Source organism: Eubacterium sp. CAG:156, assembly GCF_000434315.1.
In the GTDB taxonomy this organism is placed as follows: Bacteria; Bacillota; Clostridia; order Lachnospirales; family Lachnospiraceae; genus Eubacterium_U; species Eubacterium_U album.
Genome location: NZ_FR878189.1, coordinates 1 through 20,154 on the forward strand (window position 1 = coordinate 1; position 20,154 = coordinate 20,154).

The 20,154-nt window shown below is 34.8% G+C and carries 15 protein-coding genes; all 15 read right to left on the bottom strand.

Going from position 1 to position 20,154, the window contains the following annotated elements; genetic code table 11:
• Positions 1-1,250, bottom strand: a 1,250-nt coding sequence (locus tag ABMA45_RS10535; protein WP_348030319.1) for an elongation factor G, incomplete at its 3' end; no start/stop codon positions are given.
• A gap of 113 nt (positions 1,251-1,363) precedes the next feature.
• Positions 1,364-1,834, bottom strand: coding sequence for a 30S ribosomal protein S7 (gene rpsG / locus ABMA45_RS10540; protein ID WP_022089854.1), 471 nt, complete (start codon positions 1,832-1,834; stop codon positions 1,364-1,366).
• Between the two features lie 255 nt (positions 1,835-2,089).
• On the bottom strand, positions 2,090-2,509 hold the full coding sequence (rpsL, locus tag ABMA45_RS10545; protein ID WP_022089855.1) for a 30S ribosomal protein S12: 420 nt from the start codon (positions 2,507-2,509) through the stop codon (positions 2,090-2,092).
• A gap of 271 nt (positions 2,510-2,780) precedes the next feature.
• Complete coding sequence (locus tag ABMA45_RS10550) at positions 2,781-3,134, bottom strand: DUF4234 domain-containing protein (protein WP_022089856.1); 354 nt, start codon at positions 3,132-3,134, stop codon at positions 2,781-2,783.
• Positions 3,135-3,390: 256 nt separating this feature from the next.
• A complete protein-coding gene (locus ABMA45_RS10555) occupies positions 3,391-4,806 on the bottom strand; it encodes an alanine/glycine:cation symporter family protein (RefSeq protein WP_022089857.1) in 1,416 nt (471 codons plus the stop codon).
• Between the two features lie 178 nt (positions 4,807-4,984).
• Positions 4,985-6,400, bottom strand: a complete 1,416-nt coding sequence (locus ABMA45_RS10560) for a lipopolysaccharide biosynthesis protein (protein WP_022089858.1) — start codon at positions 6,398-6,400, stop codon at positions 4,985-4,987.
• 181 nt (positions 6,401-6,581) lie between these two features.
• Complete coding sequence (locus ABMA45_RS10565) at positions 6,582-7,004, bottom strand: hypothetical protein (protein ID WP_022089859.1); 423 nt, start codon at positions 7,002-7,004, stop codon at positions 6,582-6,584.
• A gap of 144 nt (positions 7,005-7,148) precedes the next feature.
• Positions 7,149-8,081, bottom strand: a complete 933-nt coding sequence (locus tag ABMA45_RS10570; protein WP_022089860.1) for a thiamine pyrophosphate-dependent enzyme — start codon at positions 8,079-8,081, stop codon at positions 7,149-7,151.
• Positions 8,082-9,275 carry a pyruvate flavodoxin/ferredoxin oxidoreductase thiamine diP-binding domain protein gene (gene porA, locus ABMA45_RS10575; protein ID WP_022089861.1) on the bottom strand — a complete coding sequence of 398 codons (1,194 nt, stop codon included), beginning with the start codon at positions 9,273-9,275 and terminating at the stop codon, positions 8,082-8,084. It lies immediately after the preceding gene.
• On the bottom strand, positions 9,268-9,579 hold the full coding sequence (locus ABMA45_RS10580; protein ID WP_022089862.1) for a 4Fe-4S binding protein: 312 nt from the start codon (positions 9,577-9,579) through the stop codon (positions 9,268-9,270). The genes porA and ABMA45_RS10580 overlap by 8 nt, the downstream gene beginning before the upstream one ends.
• Positions 9,580-10,152, bottom strand: coding sequence for a 2-oxoacid:acceptor oxidoreductase family protein (locus ABMA45_RS10585; RefSeq protein ID WP_022089863.1), 573 nt, complete (start codon positions 10,150-10,152; stop codon positions 9,580-9,582).
• Positions 10,153-10,764: 612 nt separating this feature from the next.
• On the bottom strand, positions 10,765-11,481 hold the full coding sequence (locus tag ABMA45_RS10590; RefSeq protein ID WP_022089864.1) for a queuosine precursor transporter: 717 nt from the start codon (positions 11,479-11,481) through the stop codon (positions 10,765-10,767).
• The gene (locus tag ABMA45_RS10595; protein ID WP_022089865.1) at positions 11,475-12,203 is read right to left on the bottom strand and encodes a radical SAM domain protein; all 729 of its coding nucleotides are present in this window, start codon (positions 12,201-12,203) and stop codon (positions 11,475-11,477) included. Before ABMA45_RS10595 ends, ABMA45_RS10590 begins: the two co-directional genes overlap by 7 nt.
• A gap of 216 nt (positions 12,204-12,419) precedes the next feature.
• Positions 12,420-16,199, bottom strand: coding sequence for a DNA-directed RNA polymerase subunit beta' (gene rpoC, locus ABMA45_RS10600; protein WP_022089866.1), 3,780 nt, complete (start codon positions 16,197-16,199; stop codon positions 12,420-12,422).
• Between the two features lie 18 nt (positions 16,200-16,217).
• Complete coding sequence (locus ABMA45_RS10605; RefSeq protein ID WP_117908864.1) at positions 16,218-20,045, bottom strand: DNA-directed RNA polymerase subunit beta; 3,828 nt, start codon at positions 20,043-20,045, stop codon at positions 16,218-16,220.
• Positions 20,046-20,154 lie beyond the last annotated feature (109 nt).

The following is a 20,154-nucleotide window of genomic DNA, read 5'->3' on the forward strand; positions in this document are numbered from 1 at the left end:
GGTTCTGGGAATTCCATTGATTCAAGAATTACAGGATGCTGTTCATCACAGATTGTATCACCTGTTGTAGTCAACTTGAAACCTACAGCAGCTGCAATATCTCCTGAATATACTTTATCTATTTCTGTACGCTTGTTAGCATGCATCTGTACGATACGTCCAACACGCTCTTTCTTACCCTTTGTAGCATTTAATACATATGAACCTGAGTTCATTGTACCAGAGTAAACTCTGAAGAATGCTAACTTACCTACGAATGGGTCAGTCATAATCTTGAATGCTAAAGCTGCAAAAGGTTCATCATCTGATGAATGACGTACTACTTCGTTACCATCTTCATCAACACCTGTGATATCAGGGATATCTGTTGGAGCTGGCATGTATTCGATAACACCGTCTAACATCTTCTGTACACCTTTGTTCTTGTAAGCTGATCCACAATATACAGGAACTGCTTCACAAGCGATTGTAGCTCTTCTAAGAACCTTCTTCATTTCTTCGATTGATGGTTCTTCACCTTCAAGATACATTAATGTAAGGTCATCATCTAATTCACAAATCTTTTCAACAAGGTTGTCATGCCATTCATTAGCAAGATCCTTTAAGTCATCAGGGATTGTTGTAATTTCGATATCTTCACCCTTATCATCTTTATAGTAATATGCTTCCATTTCAAATAAATCGATTAATCCGGCGAAATCGTCTTCTTTACCGATTGGAATCTGAACTGGGATTGCATTCTTGCCCAAACGATCAATGATTGTCTGAACTGAATAAAAGAAATCTGCACCCATTTTATCCATCTTGTTAATGAATGCCATACGAGGTACATTGTATGTGTCAGCCTGACGCCATACGTTTTCTGACTGTGGTTCAACACCTGCCTTAGCATCAAATACACCTACAGCACCATCTAATACACGAAGTGAACGCTCAACTTCTACTGTAAAGTCAACGTGTCCGGGAGTATCAATAATGTTGATACGATGTTCTAACGCACCTTTTTTTGGTTTGTGATGATCTTCTAATGTCCAGTGGCATGTTGTAGCAGCTGAAGTAATTGTGATACCTCTTTCCTGTTCCTGTTCCATCCAGTCCATTGTAGAAGCGCCATCATGAGTCTCACCAATTTTATAATTTACACCAGTATAATATAAGATACGTTCTGTTAATGTAGTCTTACCGGCATCGATATGAGCCATAATACCAATGTTTCTTGTTCTATCTAGTGGATATTCTCTTCCAGCCAAGGTTTTTTCCTCCTTAATTTATTGTTCATTTGCATGAATTTAAAATTAAAACTGTATATTTGTTACAAAACAGTTATTGCTATGCAACCTGTCTTGTAACACTTACAGTTTTATTAGAAACGATAGTGAGCAAATGCTTTGTTTGCTTCAGCCATCTTATGCATATCTTCTTTCTTCTTTACTGAAGAACCTGTATTGTTTGCAGCATCCATGATTTCGTTAGCTAATCTTTCTTCCATTGTCTTTTCACTTCTCTGACGAGAATACAATGTAATCCAACGAAGTCCTAAAGCCTGTCTTCTTTCAGGTCTAACTTCAATAGGAACCTGGTATGTTGCACCACCGATACGTCTTGCTTTAACTTCAAGTGCTGGCATGATGTTGTTCATAGCTTCTTCGAAAACTTCGATTGCATCTTTACCAGTCTGGTTTGCAACTCTATCAAAAGCTCCGTATACGATCTTCTGAGCTACGCCTTTCTTACCATCTAACATAATGTTGTTGATAAGCTTTGTAACTACTACGTTATTGTACATTGGATCTGCTAATACTTCTCTTTTCTGAGTATGTCCTTTACGTGGCATGTTACTTCCCTCCTTAATCAATTTTTCCTAAATTTGCCTAAAATATTCACAAATTTAGATTTTGCAGGTTTCCTCACTTGTGAGTCTCCTGCGATTAGATCTTCGGTACTCACATAAGTTGTGTCCTTGCGCACGGCTTTAGACTCTATTTCTAACACCGCAAAGTTTAACTTTCGTGTCAAACTCTGCCCTGTAATAATTCTAATAACCGGCACTAAAATCATTCAACCTGTGATTGGCTTATAAAAGCCTTTCCTACTTAGCGTCTTTTGGTCTCTTAGCGCCGTATTTAGAACGGGCCTGACGTCTCTTAGCAACACCTGCTGTATCAAGTGTACCTCTGATGATATGGTATCTTGTACCTGGTAAATCTTTTACTCTACCACCACGGATAAGTACAACGCTATGTTCCTGAAGATTATGACCTTCACCTGGAATGTAGCTTGTTACTTCAATACCATTTGAAAGACGTACTCTGGCAATCTTTCTAAGAGCTGAGTTAGGCTTCTTAGGTGTAGCTGTCTTAACTGCTGTACAAACACCACGTTTCTGTGGAGAAGCTGTATCATTCATCTTCTTGTTTAAAGAGTTATAGCTCTTTAATAATGCTGGAGCAGTTGACTTCTTAACTGAAGTCTGACGTCCTTTTCTTACTAACTGGTTAAATGTAGGCATCCTTTTTTCACCTCCTGTTATTAGAATTATGTGTAAATCACATTTATTTGTAGCAAAAAGGCATAATATGCCTGTTCGCATACTATGCCATTATATATGTGTTATATTTTTTTGTCAACATATCATTTAAAAAATTAATTTTCGATACTTTTCTTTATAAAAATGTAAAAATTGTTAATTTCTTTCGATATTTTCATACATTGTAACTTTTTATAAATTAAATGTCATGTTATTTAATTCATTTTTAAACACCATACTATTTAATTTATTATTAAAACGCCATGCTGTTTAATTCATTCTGCATTAAAGCTTCTGCAATAATTCCGAATCCAAAAATAGTCAATAACAAATAAATAATTCCTGAGTTACTTGACATAATTCCTCTTGCTGTTTTTGCTTCGTCAATCTTTTCACCCTGCTTATAAGCCCAATAAAGACCATATATTCCACATGTTACGAGTGAAAGCAAGAATGCTACACCTCCTGATGTATTGTTCAATCCTTTGTTATCCGGCAATAATGTGTTCGCATCGTCTGTTAAAACAACAAACCAATATATTCCGTAAATCCCGCATGTTACGAGTGAGAGAATTATGCACATTGCAATACTTCTTCTCTGAATCATACCTTTCTCCTCCTTTTCTCTTTTTTGGTAAATAAATTCACCCATTTAGTATAACACACATATATACCATTTGAAACATTTATTTACAAATTATGCCTATTATATTTCAAGGCCAAATTTATTGCATTTTATAAACGCATATAAATTTGGCCCTGTTTTATTACTTTTTATCTCTCTTTTCTAAAAATTTTAAACTATTTTTTCATTTATTATGATACAAAACATTGCATTTTATTCATATTTCAATAATAATATTCTATTCCTTATTTTTCTCTGCCTTAATTACTTTTTGAAATTCTATCATATCTTTTGCAATTTCACCGCTTAAAGCAAGAAGACATATTAAGTTCGGAATAGCCATAAGCGCATTGGCTATATCTGAGAAATCCCATACAATCTGTAATGTTGTTGTAGCTCCTATGTATGCAATTAAAGAAAATAATATTCTGTAAATCATGTTGTATTTGTGTGTTCCCAAAATATATTCAAATGCTTTTTCTCCATGATACTCCCATCCAAGTATTGTTGAAAATGCAAATAATGCAATTCCTATTGTAACAAGGTAAGCTCCCCATTTACCTAAAGCCGTACTAAATGCTGCAATTGTCAAGGCAGCTCCAGATACTAATTCTCCTGATGCATCTGTTGTTCCAAGTACACCTGAGCTTGCAATACATAATCCTGTAATAGTACATACAACTATTGTATCGTAAAACGTTCCTGTCATATTTATGTATCCCTGTCTTACATGATTATCTGTTGTAGCTGCTGCTGCAGTTATGGCAGCTGAGCCCATACCTGCTTCATTTGAAAAAACACCTCTTGCTACACCAAATCTCATTGCGTTCATCATTGAAGCTGTAATTGTTCCTGCTACTCCTCCTGCAAGTGGCTGTATCCCTATTGCAGATTGAAAAACTGCTGTCAATCCTGCGGGAACATTTTCTATATTAATTATAATTACCACTAAACCTGCTATTACATAAAATATTGCCATTGCAGGTACTACAACCTGTGATACTTTTGATATTGATTTGATTCCACCTACAATTATAATTAAAGCTAAAATTGTAAGAATTACCCCAACAACATTTGTTGGGATGTTCCATGTAGATTTTAATGACTCTGATATCGAGTTTGCCTGTGTAAGATTTCCTATTCCAAATGATGCTATTACAGCGAATAAGGCAAACACCCAGCCAAGTACTGCCCCAATCTTTTTATTTTTAAATGCCTTTTTCATTGTGTACATAGGACCACCTGACATTTCCCCATTAGCATTTACTTCTCTGTACTTAATTGCAAGCATACATTCACTAAATTTTGATGTAATTCCAAATGCTGCCGACAACCACATCCATACTAATGCTCCGGGTCCACCTGATACCATGGCTGTAGCAACACCTACGATGTTTCCGGTACCAATTGTTGCTGCAAGCGCTGTTGTCAGAGCTGAAAATGGTGAAATATCTCCACTTCCTCTACTTTTTGTTCTTGCTTCTTTACTAAGTGTCGACTTAAGGGCATAACCTAAATTTCTCCATCCTAATCCTCTTGTTCTGATAGTTAAAATTACTCCGGTTCCAACTAATAAGCATAACATAATTGGTCCCCATACAATTCCGTCAATTGTTGACAAAACATCTCCCAGTGTCTTTGCAAATCCTTTCATAAACATACTCCCTTCCTTTTTCATTATTAATATAATTTAAAGCCTCGTTTTTCATCACCTAAAACTCTGTTTCATAAACAGGGCCTTGCTATATATAGCAAAAAGCGGCAACCCGACTCCGGGTTACCGCCTTTGGAACTTACTAATATACTAATTTGTCATCTGTTTATTGTCAAGTTTATTTTACTCTCATCTCGTTTATTACTTTTATATATTTTGCAAAGCATGCTATTCCAAATATAACCGTAAATATTCCATAGACAAAAATACTTACTACCCAATCATGATTTGCAAAGAAATAAAATGCCCCTAAACTTACTACGATATAAAAATATCTTGGCATCCAATCCTTAACTTTCAATTTAAAATGCTTTATAAATTTTCTATCTGTAATTAAATACCATACTATAAATGACGCAAGACTTGCTAACGCAATGTACCATGAATCATTAAACACAACCAATGCTATTACATCAAACGCAAAGCCTATGGTAATTGCCATAATGTTGTTAGCAGTGTATTCCTTTATCATCTTAAGTACTTTAAAATAATTTCCACATACCAACATTATTAAAATTCTGAATACTATAGTTCCAAACAAAATTGCGACTATAGGAATGCTATCATTATATTTAGGTATCCATAATTGTATGATAAATTTTGCTGCAAAAAATGCCGCCATTGCTGCTGCTGAAACAACAGATACCACATCACTAAGCATCGTATAATATAATCCATATTTATTTTCATCCGCTCTAACAAGATATGGATACACAAGATTTGTAACAACCGTTACCATTGTAAATACAAGACTTACTATTGAAACCGCAAACTGATACATTGAAAATGTATATTTAGGCATAAACTGTTGTACAAATATACTGTCTATTCCTAAAATAATAATTCCAACAAACTCACTAAGCATCAGGAAAAAACCTGTTTTTATTAATCCACCAACTTCGGATAACTTAACTTTTCCTGATTTTGCAAGTATAATTTCTTTATTTTGATATATAGACAAACTCATACATACAAAATTCATTATTGTTGTGAATATTAAAATACTTAAATATGTGTACAGATGAAATGCTATAATACATCCTACTGCTACAACATTTAAAACATTCTGAGTTATTGTAAGATAACTGTCTATAACAAATCTCTTTGTAAATTGATTTATAGATGAAAAGAACCATTTAATATTAATCAACGGAATATTAACTATTACAAAAAGATATGCAATTCTTTGATCTATATCATTTCCACCACTTGCAAATATAACAAATGCTAACAACGCCAATGCAGAAATTATATGAATTACTATCAGGCTTTTTAAAAATGCTTTAAACTTACTGTATGGAATATCTTCATAATCATATTTTCCATACTTAATATATATTCCGTTTACAAGTCCAAAATGAAAGAACCCCGCATACGCTATATATAAATTATAAATCTGATAATTTGCATAACTATCAACACTAATATTCTTTGGCAAAATAAATCCCATGAACAGTCCGACTAAAATTGTCAAACCATTGCTTAAGCATACCATTATTATATTTTTTGTAGCTGAACTTACTTTATTATTCATTACTAATTATTCCTTTTACCATTCTACGGACATAAGTCAATAAAATTATTTTTTGTATTTATACGAGTATAAGTCAATAAAATCATTTCTTGTATAATTCAACAAATACTTTTTTCATATCATTATAACAGACAGATTTCAAAAGGCAACATACCCATCCTTGTTTCATACTTTATTAACATTATTGTAGTTGTTTCAACAAAGTTATTATTCTTTCTTTTGTTTTTTTCCCTTTAATGTTAACAACTACACAAACAATTACTAATATTGCAGTAGCTATGGCACACATAATAATATTGTCCAATTGTTTCTGATATATTGACCATGATAATCTTGCAATTATTAATATCGCTGCTACCGCTACTAATGTTGTCAAATAAAATCCGTTTGTAAATCTTCCTTTAATTGATGTTTTATTTTCTTTAGCTTCAATTGTTCCTTTAAAAACTGCCGGTATAGCATCTTCTAACTTTCCTTCTGAATTATCAAATGTTTCAATCATTATTTTATTATCTTCAACACTGCACTTTAATGCATTTTTTTCGCATTTTCCTTTTAAAACTTTTATGAAACTGCTTTTTTCTCGATTAAATTCAAATTCCATCTTATTCCTATTCTTTCCTTCAGAAAAATCGGCTGTCAAAAACAGAAATTATATTCTCTATTTTTGGCAGCCTTTATATGTCAATATTAATCTATCTTAATTTACACCATTTTGTGTAATTTTACAACAGCATTTTTCATACTGTTATCTGCTACATTTGAATAACAAATCATCCCATCTTCTGTCAACTTCCTTCTGGAATTCTTCAATCAGGTGTTCATTTTCAGGTTTAAACAAATGTTTAAATCTTCCCTGTGTTCTTAAAAATTCTTCAATTGGAAGTCTCTTCTTTGGTTCATAATTCAAAATCCATTTGCCATCAATCACTTCAAATAATGGCCAGTAATTAGTTTCTACACCTAACTTACATATTTCCATTATTTCGTCAGCTTTATATTTCCATCCTGTAGGACATGGTGACATAACATTTAAAAATGCCGGTCCATCTGTATAGAAAGCTTTTTCAGCTTTTACATGCATATCTTTAAAACCCTGAAGTAAAGTTGTCTGTGCAACGTATGGAATGTCATGTGCTGCAAGTATTGCTGCTAAATCTTTTCTATACTGTGCTTTACCTTTACATTTTGGTCCAACAGGTGTTGTTGTTGTATCCGCATACATTGGAGTTGCTGATGAACGTTGTGTACCGGTATTCATATATGCTCCATTATCGTAGCATACATACGTCATATTTGTTCCTCTTTCCATTGCTCCTGAAAGAGACTGGATACCGATATCATATGTACCACCATCACCACCAAATGTAATGAATTTATAATCTTCTTTTAATTTGCCTTTTTTCTTTAAAGCCTTATATGCACCTTCAACACCACTCATTGTCGAACTTGCGTTTTCAAATGCACTATGTATATAACTGTCTTCCCATGCTACATATGGATACATAAATGACGATACATTTAAACATCCTGTTGCACATGAAATAACTGCCTTATCACCTTCATGAAGTCCTCTAAGAACGTTTCTTGCTGTTATAGTAGCTCCACAACCTGCACACATTCTATGACCGGGAGCAAATCTTTCAGGCTTATTCATTGTTTCTTTAAAATTGTAACCCATTTATTTTGCCTCCTTATCTCTTAATCCCATGTATCTGTAAACGTCACCTGTTTCTCCTGTTACTGCGATGTCTTTTAATGTATCATATACATTAATCATGTCATCAACTGTAACATCACGTCCACCAATACCATACATGATATCAATTGTAAGAGCTGTACATCTTGCTGTGTACATTGCCTGCATTGTCTCTGCTCCTAATGGGCCTCCATTTGTTGAAAAGCTTTCAGATCTGTCCATTATTGCTACAGCCTTACATTTTTTAAGTGAAGCTGCAATTTCTTCTCCAGGGAAAGGTCTGAATGATCTTACTTTTATAAGACCTACCTTTTCACCATTTTCTCTCATATGGTCGATTGCTTCCTTTGTTGTTCCTGCAGCTGAACCTATAATAACAACTGCATATTCAGCATCTTCCATTCTATATTCTTCAATAAGACCGTATTTACGTCCTGATATTTTTTCAAATTCTTCTGCAATATCTTTAATTACCTGCTTTGCATTTTCCATTGCATGAGCCTGTGCTTTTCTTGATTCCATATAGTAATCAGTGATGGCATATGGTCCTACTGCATATGTTTCATTTGGATTGAGCAAATAATCTTCCGGCTCATATTCTCCAACGAAATTCTTTACTACATCATCATCAAGTAATTCCATATTCATTACGGCATGACTTGTAATAAATCCATCCTGGCAAATCATAATTGGTAACATAACATCCTTATGTTCTGCAATTCTGTAAGCCATAACCATATTGTCATATGCTTCCTGATTTGTTTCAGCATATAACTGAATCCAACCTGAATCTCTTGCTCCCATTGTATCTGAATGATCACAGTTAATGTTAAGAGGGCCTGTAAGAGCTCTACAAACTGCTGCTAATACGACAGGTACTCTATGAGATGCTGCAACACCTAATACTTCCCACATAAATGCGAGTCCTGCAGATGATGTTGCTGTCAATGCTCTCGCTCCTGCTGCTGATGCACCAATTGCTGCTGACATTGAACTATGTTCACTTTCAACTGTAATAAATTCTGTATCAACTAATCCATTTGATACATAATTTGCAAAATACTGTGGAATTTCAGTTGATGGTGTGATCGGAAACATTGGAAATACATCCGGATTAATCTGTCTTAAAGCATTTGCAACTGCTTCATTTCCTGACATCTGTACTTTCTTAGGCATTCTTCTTCACCTCCATCTTTATTGCTCCAAATGGACATGCTTTAACACAAATTCCACATCCTTTACAATGATCATAATCTATTGCACATCTCTTGTAATCTTTTACCGGAATTGCGCTATCCGGGCAACAAGGTACGCATAATAAACACTGTTTGCATTTTTCTTCATCTATAACAGGTGCTACATTTGTCCAGTCACCTGTTACAAACTGCTTTGTTGTTCCGCAACCTACAACTGTGTTACCTCTTGTAACATCCTGCCATGCTACATCAGTTCCTAACTTTGTTATATCTGTCTTTGCCATTTATTTAACCTCCCTTAAAGCTACCTTAAGAGCTTGCATATTTCCTTCAATTACTTCAGGTTTTCTTGCAAATTTATGCTTGAATGAACCTTCCATCTCATTCAAGAATGTTTCATCATCGATTACTCCTGTAACCTTTACTATAGCTGCAAGCATTGGTGTATTAGGGAAATTTTTACCAAGAGTTTCCATTGAAATCTTTCTGGCATCAACTGTGTAAACTTTTCCTTTATATCCTTTTAACAGTGGTAATATTTCTTCCTTACTTTTTGCAGTATTAATTAGAATTGCTCCATCTTCTTTAAGACCTGCTGTAACATCGACAATCTCTAATAAAGTTTCATCAACTACAACTACAAATTCCGGATCATAAATATTCGAATGAACTCGAATTTCTGAATCACTTATTCTGTCGTAAGCAGTAATTGGCGCACCCATTCTTTCAGGACCATATTCAGGGAAACCCTGAGCATATTTACCTGTTTTAAACGCCACTTCTGCTAAAAGCAAAGCTGCTGTTTTGGCACCTTGTCCTCCACGTCCGTGCCATCTGATTTCAAGCGTATCTTTCATCTTTTTTCTTTCCTTTTCATAAATTGTTCTTTATGCATTTATGTGTTATCTGGATTGAATTAATAAATTCGAAAGCACTTTAACTAACTGCATATAAAGAGTATTATAAGCAAATTACACATTATTTTCAATAGTTAACGCTTTAATATGTTAAACTGTTAATTAATTTAATAGTTGGCAATGCCAAACCTGAACCGTATAAAGTAAGAATCTGTCTTTGTCCCACATATGTTGCAGCTCACCCTGAATAATTTACTACATGAGAAATTCCAGGACTTCCTGTAAGCATTACATAACAAATTTTCTGAAATAGAATCTGATAAACCCGATTCCTGATTATTTACATAAGATGTTATTTTGTAATAATAATCTGTTGCTGTATTGTCGGTATATTTAGTTCTCTTTTTTATCAAAAAATAGCATTAATGTTAATTGCTTAAAATCTTTCATATAGTAATTCAGTAAAAATAATATTTTTAATTGCTTAGAATTTTGTACATAATCAGCACACAAAAAATGCCCTACAGATTGTTTCAAACTAAAAGTTCTTTCAATCTATAAGGCACCATTTTTATATATTATTTTTTCTCACATCACATGTACATTTAATCTTTACTTTTTAAATTTATCTTTTTCTTTATTTTTATCATAAATCAATCTTGCACAATATACAAAAGGTGTATCAGCAAGGCTTGTTACAATAAATATCACATAACTGGAAATTACAATTTTTATTATTGTTGATGTTGAATGTATTCCCCAAAATGCACCAAGTGAAAATAATAGATTATTTAAGAACTGTGATACAAGTGTTGAACCATTGTTTCTAATCCATAAATATTTTCTTTCATTACCAAACTTCTTTTTAGTAAATTCCCACCATTTATGATATGCCCACACATCAAATTGCTGTACTATGGCATATACAATCATACTTGTAAGCATTAATCTTGGTGTATTTGAAAAAATTGTCTTCATTGCAGGCATCGCAAAATCGCTTTCTGCAGGGATATACTGAAGCCACCACTGCGACAAAATTATAAAAGCAATTGATGTAGATATACCCAAATATACCGCAAGTTTAGCATCTTTTTTTCCATATATTTCACTTATTATATCCGTTATTAAAAATGTAGAAGCAAATAACACATTTCCTAATGTCATTTCCATTCCAAATGCATTAATAACTATTAAAACTTCGATATTAGCGCCTATTGTTGCAATTATTGTAAATGTATATAATCCCTGTTTTCCAAAAATTCTATACAATACAAGCGTCATTCCATAAATTACAATTATTGAACCTATTAATAAAATTTCATTTAACATTTATTCTCTCCAACTCCAAAATCTGTATTTTCTAATAGAATATCCACTTTATCATTATCTTTAAATCGTGGATATACTTTTGTTCTAAATTGCTCAATAACCATTTTATCAGGCTTTATCGGCATTTTATTTTCTGTCATAATATTTACATATACACGTTTAAAATGCTTTAAGCCCATTTCTATATCCCAAATCATAGATTCGGCTGTTTGTCCTTCTATTCCTTGAAGCAAATTAATTTCATCAAAATATTCAGCTATTATTTTCGGATTTTTTTCATCTATTCCTTTAACAAGATAATTTTCTCTAAAGTCATAATCAAAAGTTTCTAATCCGAGTCTAATTACAGGTTCTACTCCCAAATCCATAAATTCCTTTTTAAATTCTTTAACTTCATCTTTATGAATCCAATGACATTCAAAATGAATTTTTTTTATTTTTTTATTTACGCAAATATCCTTAATCATTTTAATTGTATTTCCATCTAGATCTACAAAACTTCCTGAATTTATTACTTCAAGTTCACCAAACATTCCTGTCACTTTTTCAAGTTCAGCTTTATTTATTTTATAATTAAATTCTTTGTCAGGGCTTGAGTCTAAATGATAATCACAAAATCTGCATTTACGCCATTTACACCCATTTCCAACAAGCATTACTATTTCTCTTGGACATTTACCTTTAATAATTGAATATCTTACAGGATTAAAACCTTCTACCATAATTAATTGCTCCTTTATCAAACAGCACTTTATAATATACTTATTTAAACTATAATCACCACTCGTACAGCAGATGTTTTATAGTTCGTAACAAAAAAAAGAGCACACTAAGGCGCTCTTTTTTTCATAAATTAAATCCTTAGTTTTGTTTATAGACAGGATGGTTACGAACTGTCTTTTATATTATCAAATGCAAGTATATTGCTTTTGATTTTTTTATTCTTCTGTATCTTCGCTAACCGCAACAACGTCTTCTGATGTAATTTCTTCATCTTCTGAGAATGATAAAACATCATCATCGTTTATTGCATTTGCAATATTGTCATCAGTATCTAATTTTACAGAACGGTATCTCTTCATACCTGTACCTGCAGGGATTAATTTACCAATGATTACGTTTTCCTTAAGACCTACAAGTGGATCAACCTTACCATTAATAGCTGCTTCTGTAAGAACTCTTGTTGTTTCCTGGAATGAAGCTGCTGATAAGAATGAATTTGTAGCAAGGCTGGCCTTTGTGATACCAAGCATTACCTGAGTACCTGTTGGAACTTCTTTTCCTTCTTCCTGCAAACGTTCTACTGTTTCATTGAAATCAAGAACGTCAACTGATGTACCTGGAAGGAATTCTGAATCTCCTGCTGTGTCAACCTTAATCTTCTTAAGCATCTGACGTACAATTACTTCAACGTGCTTATCATTAATTTCTACACCCTGTAAGCGGTAAACTCTCTGTACTTCACGAATCATATAATCCTGAACTGCACGAAGTCCCTTAATCTTTAAGAGATCGTGTGGGTTTATACTACCTTCTGTAAGTTCGTCACCTGCTTCAAGGATTGCACCGTCAAGAATCTTAATTCTTGAACCGTAAGGAATCAAATATGTCTTTGATTCGCCTGTTTCATCATTAGTAATAACAATTTCACGTTTCTTTTTATTTTCTTTAATTTCAGCTCTTCCACCAAATTCAGCAATAATAGCAAGACCCTTTGGCTTTCTAGCTTCAAATAATTCTTCTACTCTAGGAAGACCCTGTGTAATATCATCTCCAGCGATACCACCTGAGTGGAATGTTCTCATTGTAAGCTGTGTACCAGGTTCACCGATTGACTGAGCAGCAATAATACCAACTGCTTCACCAACCTGTACTGACTGACCTGTAGCCATGTTAGCACCGTAACACTTAGAACATACACCTACATGTGATTTACATGTAAGAATTGTACGAATCTTAACCTTGTCTACACCTGTAGCTACAACCTTTGCTGCACGCTTTGGTGTAATCATGTGGTTTGCTTTTACAATGATATTTCCTTCTGCATCATAAATTGTTTCTGCAGAATATCTTCCTGTAATTCTTTCTTCAAGACTTTCAATTACTTCACCGCCGTCTGTGAAAGCTTCGATTTCCATAAATGGAATTGCCTTTCCTTCACAACAGTCAACATCACGAATAATTAAATCCTGTGATACATCAACAAGACGTCTTGTTAAGTATCCTGAATCGGCTGTTCTTAACGCTGTATCTGCCATACCTTTTCTAGCACCATGAGCTGAAATGAAGTATTCCAAAACGTCAAGACCTTCACGGAAGTTTGACTTAATAGGCAACTCGATAGTTCTACCTGATGTATCGGCCATCAAACCACGCATACCGGCAAGCTGTTTAATCTGCTTATCAGAACCACGGGCACCAGAGTCAGCCATCATAAAGATGTTATTATATTTATCAAGTCCTGTAAGAAGGGCTTTTGTAATTTCATCATCGGCTTTCTGCCATGTTGTAATTACTTCTTTGTATCTTTCTTCATCTGTTAAGAAACCACGACGATAGTTCTTTGTAATCTTTTCTACAGTTTCTTCAGCATCATCTAAAATCTGCTGTTTAGCTGCAGGTACTGTCATATCGGAAATTGAAACTGTCATGGCAGCTCTTGTTGAGAACTTATAACCCATAGCCTTGATATCATCTAAAACTTCAGCAGTCTTTGTTGCGCCATGGTTATTGATTACTTTTTCAAGAATCTGTTTCAACTGTTTCTTTCCTACGTGGAATCCAACTTCTAATTTAAGGAAGTCTTCATCTGTTTCTCTCTTAACAAATCCCAAATCCTGTGGAAGGATTTCATTAAATATTAAACGTCCAAGAGTCGCATCAACAACACCTGTAATTTCCTTACCTTCATTGTTGTATACAGTTCTCTTTACACGAATCTTCTGGTGAAGAGTAATTTCTCCATTTTCATATGCGAGAATTGCCTGATTTTCATTGCTAAAGCTACGTCCTAAAACGTCAATAGTTTTACAAATTACAACTCTGTCATCCGCATGGAATTTAATCATTGAATCAACATCAATTTTTCCATCATTTAATTCTTTTCTGATACTGTCTTCATCTTCGTAAACTTTTGCCTTTTCTAATGTCTTAACAAGTTTCTCATCATCTGAATAATCAACATATTTATCCATTGTCAAATAGTAAATACCAAGTACCATATCCTGTGAAGGAACTGCTACAGGTGCACCATCTGATGGTTTTAATAAGTTGTTTGGTGACAATAATAAGAATCTACATTCTGCCTGTGCTTCTACTGACAATGGAAGATGCACGGCCATCTGGTCACCATCGAAGTCGGCATTATAAGCTGTACATACAAGTGGATGAAGCTTAATAGCTCTACCTTCAACTAAAACAGGTTCAAATGCCTGAATACCAAGTCTGTGAAGTGTAGGGGCACGGTTAAGCATAACTGGATGTTCTTTAATTACATCCTCTAATACATCCCATACTTCTGTCTGTAATCTTTCTACCATCTTCTTAGCACTCTTAATATTGTGTGCTGTTCCATTTGCCACTAATTCTTTCATAACAAATGGTTTGAACAATTCAATAGCCATCTCTTTTGGAAGACCGCACTGATAAATCTTAAGTTCCGGTCCTACAACGATAACTGAACGTCCTGAATAGTCAACACGCTTACCAAGTAAGTTCTGACGGAAACGTCCCTGCTTACCTTTAAGCATGTCTGATAATGACTTAAGAGCTCTGTTTCCAGGACCAGTTACAGGTCTTCCTCTTCTACCATTATCGATTAACGCGTCTACAGCTTCCTGAAGCATTCTCTTTTCGTTTCTAACAATGATTTCCGGAGCGCCTAATTCAAGAAGTCTCTTAAGACGGTTATTTCTATTTATGATTCTTCTGTATAAATCATTTAAATCTGATGTAGCAAATCTACCACCATCTAACTGTACCATAGGTCTTAAGTCAGGTGGAATTACAGGTACTACATCAAGAATCATCCATTCAGGTTTGTTTCCTGAACTTCTGAAAGCTTCCATAACTTCAAGTCTTTTAACAATCTTAGTCTTTTTCTGACCTGTTGCTTCAAATAACTCTGCTTTAAGTTCTTCAGCTTCTTTATCCAAATCTATAGCTGCAAGTAATTCTTTAATAGCTTCAGCACCCATGCCTACTCTGAATTTTCCTGCATATTCTTCATAAGCTTCTCTGAATTCTTTTTCAGATAAAACCTGCTTGTACTCAAGATTTGTATCCATTGGATCAAGTACAATGTATGATGCAAAATACAATACTTTTTCCAATACCTTTGGTGATATATCAAGGATTAATCCCATTCTTGATGGGATACCCTTGAAGTACCAAATGTGTGATACAGGAGCTGCAAGTTCAACTCTACCCATACGCTCTCTACGAACGCTGGCCTTAGTTACTTCAACACCACATCTGTCACAAATGACACCTTTATATCTGATTTTCTTATATTTTCCACAATGACATTCCCAGTCTTTGCTAGGTCCAAAGATTTTTTCACAAAACAATCCGTCCTTTTCAGGCTTTAAAGTTCTGTAGTTAATTGTCTCTGGTTTTGTTACTTCACCCTTTGACCATTCTCTGATCTTTTCCGGTGATGCAAGACCGATTTTAATCTTGTCAAATGCCACCTGTTCACTAATGTTGTTATCTGTCATGATCAAATCTCCCTTCTACTACTCGTTGTCGTCACTAGAAACATCTTCTGATGCGCCAACTGCCTGAAGTTCTTCGTTAACGAATTCCTGTGTTGTATAACCAGCTTTTTCAAAATCATTGGCATTTTCTTTATTTGAATTAAAGTTTCTATCGTTGTTAATAATTGCATTTATGTTTGTTTCACCATAATCAATGCTTTCCTTTAATTCTACTTCTTCGTCATTTTCATCTAATACCTTAACATCTAAGGCAAGTGACTGAAGTTCCTTCAAAAGAACCTTAAATGACTCTGGAATTCCAGGCTGTGGAATATTCTCACCTTTAATAATTGCTTCATATGTCTTAACACGTCCAACAACATCATCAGACTTAACCGTTAAGATTTCCTGAAGAGTATATGATGCGCCATAAGCTTCAAGCGCCCAAACTTCCATTTCACCAAATCTCTGTCCACCGAACTGAGCTTTACCACCAAGTGGCTGCTGAGTAACAAGTGAGTAAGGACCTGTTGAACGTGCATGAATCTTATCATCAACCAAGTGATGGAGTTTAAGGTAATGCATGAATCCGATTGTAACCGGGCTATCAAAATATTCACCTGTTCTACCATCTCTTAATCTTACCTTACCATTTCTTGAAATTGGTACACCCTTCCACTCTTCTCTGTGGTCAAGATGTTCCTCAAGGTAAGACATTACATCTTCACGTAATGTATCATTATATTTTTCTTTGAAATCTCCCCATTCCATATTAGCATAATCATTAGCTAATTCGAGAGTATCCATAATATCATTTTCATCCGCGCCATCAAATACCGGAGTAGCAATGTTAAATCCTAATACCTTAGCAGCTAAACTAAAGTGGATTTCAAGCACCTGTCCAATATTCATACGAGAAGGTACACCCAATGGGTTAAGTACGATATCAAGTGGTCTTCCGTTTGGAAGGAATGGCATATCTTCAACTGGTAATACTCGTGAAACTACACCCTTATTACCATGACGTCCGGCCATCTTATCACCAACTGAAATCTTTCTCTTCTGTGCGATGTAAATACGAACTGATTCGTTTACACCAGGAGCTAATTCATCTCCATTTTCTCTCTTAAATACTTTAGCATCTACAACGATACCTGAAGTACCATGTGGCACTTTAAGTGATGTGTCTCTTACTTCTCTTGCCTTTTCACCAAAGATAGCTCTTAAAAGTCTTTCTTCAGGTGTAAGTTCTGTTTCACCCTTTGGTGTAACCTTTCCAACAAGAATATCTCCGGCACGAACTTCAGCACCAATTCTGATGATACCTCTTTCATCCAAGTCTTTACGTGCTTCATCACCTACACCCGGAACATCATTTGTGATTTCTTCAGGTCCAAGTTTTGTATCTCTTGCATCTGTTTCGTATTCTTCTATATGAATTGATGTATAAACATCATCCTGTACTAATCTTTCGCTAAGTAAAACAGCATCTTCGTAGTTATAACCTTCCCATGTCATGAAACCAATTAATGGGTTCTTTCCAAGTGCGATTTCACCATTAGATGTTGATGCACCATCGGCAATAACTTCTCCTGCTTCCACATGATCACCCTTAAATACGATTGTTCTGTGGTTATAGCAGTTACCCTGGTTACTTCTCTGGAATTTCAAAAGATGATATGTTTCCTTTTCTCCATTATCATCATACTTAATAGTAATTTCCTTTGAAGTAGCTCTTTCAACTACACCGGCACGTTTAGCGACAACACATACACCTGAGTCAACAGCTGCTTTTGCTTCCATACCTGTACCGATTACAGGAGCTTCTGTTGTCATAAGTGGAACAGCCTGACGCTGCATGTTAGATCCCATCAACGCACGGTTAGCATCATCGTTCTGCAAGAACGGAATCATTGATGTAGCAACAGAGAATACCATTCTAGGAGAAACGTCCATAAGATCAATTCTCTTCTTAGGGAACTGAGATGTTTCTTCTCTGTAACGACCTGATACGTTGTTATGGATAAAGTATCCATTTTCATCAAGTGGTTCATTAGCCTGTGCTACTGTATAATTATCCTCTTCATCAGCTGTAAGATATACAACTTCATCTGTTACTCTTGGGTTTGATGGATCTGACTTATCAACTCTTCTATAAGGAGCTTCTACAAATCCATATTCATTAATTCTTGCATAAGTTGCAAATGAGTTAATCAAACCGATGTTAGGACCTTCAGGTGTTTCAATAGGACACATTCTACCATAATGAGTATAATGTACGTCTCGAACTTCGAATCCGGCACGGTCTCTTGAAAGACCACCAGGTCCTAACGCTGAAAGACGTCTCTTATGTGTCAACTCACCCAGTGGGTTATTCTGATCCATAAACTGTGATAACTGAGAACTTCCGAAGAATTCCTTCACAGCTGCTGTTACTGGTTTTATATTAATTAAAGTCTGAGGTGAAATTCCTTCAAGATCCTGTGTTGTCATTCTTTCACGAACAACTCTTTCCATTCTTGAAAGACCTATTCTGTACTGGTTCTGAAGCAATTCGCCTACGGCTCTGATACGTCTGTTTCCTAAATGGTCAATATCATCAGCTGTACCAATACCGCATTCGATATTCATGCAGTAATTGATAGATGCTAAAATATCTTCCTTTGTAATATGCTTAGGAATCAATTCATGTATTCTTCTTGAAATTGCATCCTTAAGATCTTCTTCTGTATCATTTTCCTGAAGTATTTCTTCAAGAACCGGATAAAATACTGCTTCATTAACGCCTAAATCAGTGCAATCAAAATCAACGTAGCTATTAATATCTACCATCATATTAGAAAGAACTTTTTCATTTCTAATTTCAGTCTGAATCCAAACTGCCGGTACTGCTGCGTTCTGAATCTTAATTGCCATTTCTTCTGTTACTCGGTCACCTGCGCTTGCAAGTACTTCACCTGTTGTAGCATCTACTACATCTTCAGCGAGTACATGACCTTTGATTCTGTTCTTTAATGCAAGCTTCTTGTTGAATTTATAACGTCCAACTTTAGCCAAATCATATCTTCTTGAATCAAAGAACATACCTGTAATTAATGATTCTGCGCTATCTACACTTAAAGGTTCACCTGGGCGAATCTTCTTATAGAGTTCTAAAAGACCATCCTGATATCCTTCTGATGGATCTTTTTCAAAACTTGCGAGAAGTTTAGGTTCTTCGCCAAACAAGTCAATAATTTCTGCATTTGTACCTATTCCTAAAGCTCTAATAAGAACTGTTACAGGCACTTTTCTTGTTCTGTCCACACGAACGCTAAATATATCATTTGAATCTGTTTCGTATTCTAACCATGCACCTCTGTTAGGAATTACAGTTGATGTAAAGATTTCTTTACCAACTTTATCATGACTTACACCATAATAAATTCCAGGAGAACGTACTAACTGACTGACAATTACACGTTCTGCACCGTTAATTACGAATGTACCGGTTTCTGTCATTAAAGGCAAATCACCCATAAATATATCATGTTCAGTAAATTCACCTGTTTCCTTGTTATGAAGTCTAACCTTTACTTTTAAAGGAGCTGCATATGTTGCATCTCTTTCTTTACATTCCTCAATCGTATACTTCTTATCTTCAACACATAACTTGAAGTCAACGAACTCAAGGCTTAAGTTCTGGCTGTAGTCTTCAATAGGAGAGATATCATCTAACGCTTCTTTTAGTCCATCACTAAGGAACCATTCATAAGAATTTCTCTGTACCTCAATAAGATTTGGCATATCCAAAACTTCTTTTTGTCTAGAATAACTCATACGAAGGCTTCTACCTGATTTCACAGGACGGATTCTCTTTTTCTCCATCGACATTTCACCCCTTGTCTATAATTTGTCTTTTTGTTCATTCAATAGGGCGCAAATTACCCCTATTTTCACAATAAAGCACTCTACACTTTAGCATAAACTCATCTAT

What these genes read in the sequence shown, in the direction of transcription:
- ABMA45_RS10555 (WP_022089857.1), bottom strand. Translation starts at nt 4,806, where the DNA reads ATGAAAGGATTTGCAAAGACACTGGGAGATGTTTTGTCAACAATTGAC.
- ABMA45_RS10595 (WP_022089865.1), bottom strand. Translation starts at nt 12,203, where the DNA reads ATGGTAGAAGGTTTTAATCCTGTAAGATATTCAATTATTAAAGGTAAA.
- ABMA45_RS10590 (WP_022089864.1), bottom strand. Translation starts at nt 11,481, where the DNA reads ATGTTAAATGAAATTTTATTAATAGGTTCAATAATTGTAATTTATGGA.
- rpoC (WP_022089866.1), bottom strand. Translation starts at nt 16,199, where the DNA reads ATGACAGATAACAACATTAGTGAACAGGTGGCATTTGACAAGATTAAA.
- ABMA45_RS10605 (WP_117908864.1), bottom strand. Translation starts at nt 20,045, where the DNA reads ATGGAGAAAAAGAGAATCCGTCCTGTGAAATCAGGTAGAAGCCTTCGT.
- ABMA45_RS10570 (WP_022089860.1), bottom strand. Translation starts at nt 8,081, where the DNA reads ATGGGTTACAATTTTAAAGAAACAATGAATAAGCCTGAAAGATTTGCT.
- porA (WP_022089861.1), bottom strand. Translation starts at nt 9,275, where the DNA reads ATGCCTAAGAAAGTACAGATGTCAGGAAATGAAGCAGTTGCAAATGCT.
- ABMA45_RS10560 (WP_022089858.1), bottom strand. Translation starts at nt 6,400, where the DNA reads ATGAATAATAAAGTAAGTTCAGCTACAAAAAATATAATAATGGTATGC.
- ABMA45_RS10580 (WP_022089862.1), bottom strand. Translation starts at nt 9,579, where the DNA reads ATGGCAAAGACAGATATAACAAAGTTAGGAACTGATGTAGCATGGCAG.
- ABMA45_RS10585 (WP_022089863.1), bottom strand. Translation starts at nt 10,152, where the DNA reads ATGAAAGATACGCTTGAAATCAGATGGCACGGACGTGGAGGACAAGGT.
- ABMA45_RS10565 (WP_022089859.1), bottom strand. Translation starts at nt 7,004, where the DNA reads ATGGAATTTGAATTTAATCGAGAAAAAAGCAGTTTCATAAAAGTTTTA.
- rpsL (WP_022089855.1), bottom strand. Translation starts at nt 2,509, where the DNA reads ATGCCTACATTTAACCAGTTAGTAAGAAAAGGACGTCAGACTTCAGTT.
- rpsG (WP_022089854.1), bottom strand. Translation starts at nt 1,834, where the DNA reads ATGCCACGTAAAGGACATACTCAGAAAAGAGAAGTATTAGCAGATCCA.
- ABMA45_RS10550 (WP_022089856.1), bottom strand. Translation starts at nt 3,134, where the DNA reads ATGATTCAGAGAAGAAGTATTGCAATGTGCATAATTCTCTCACTCGTA.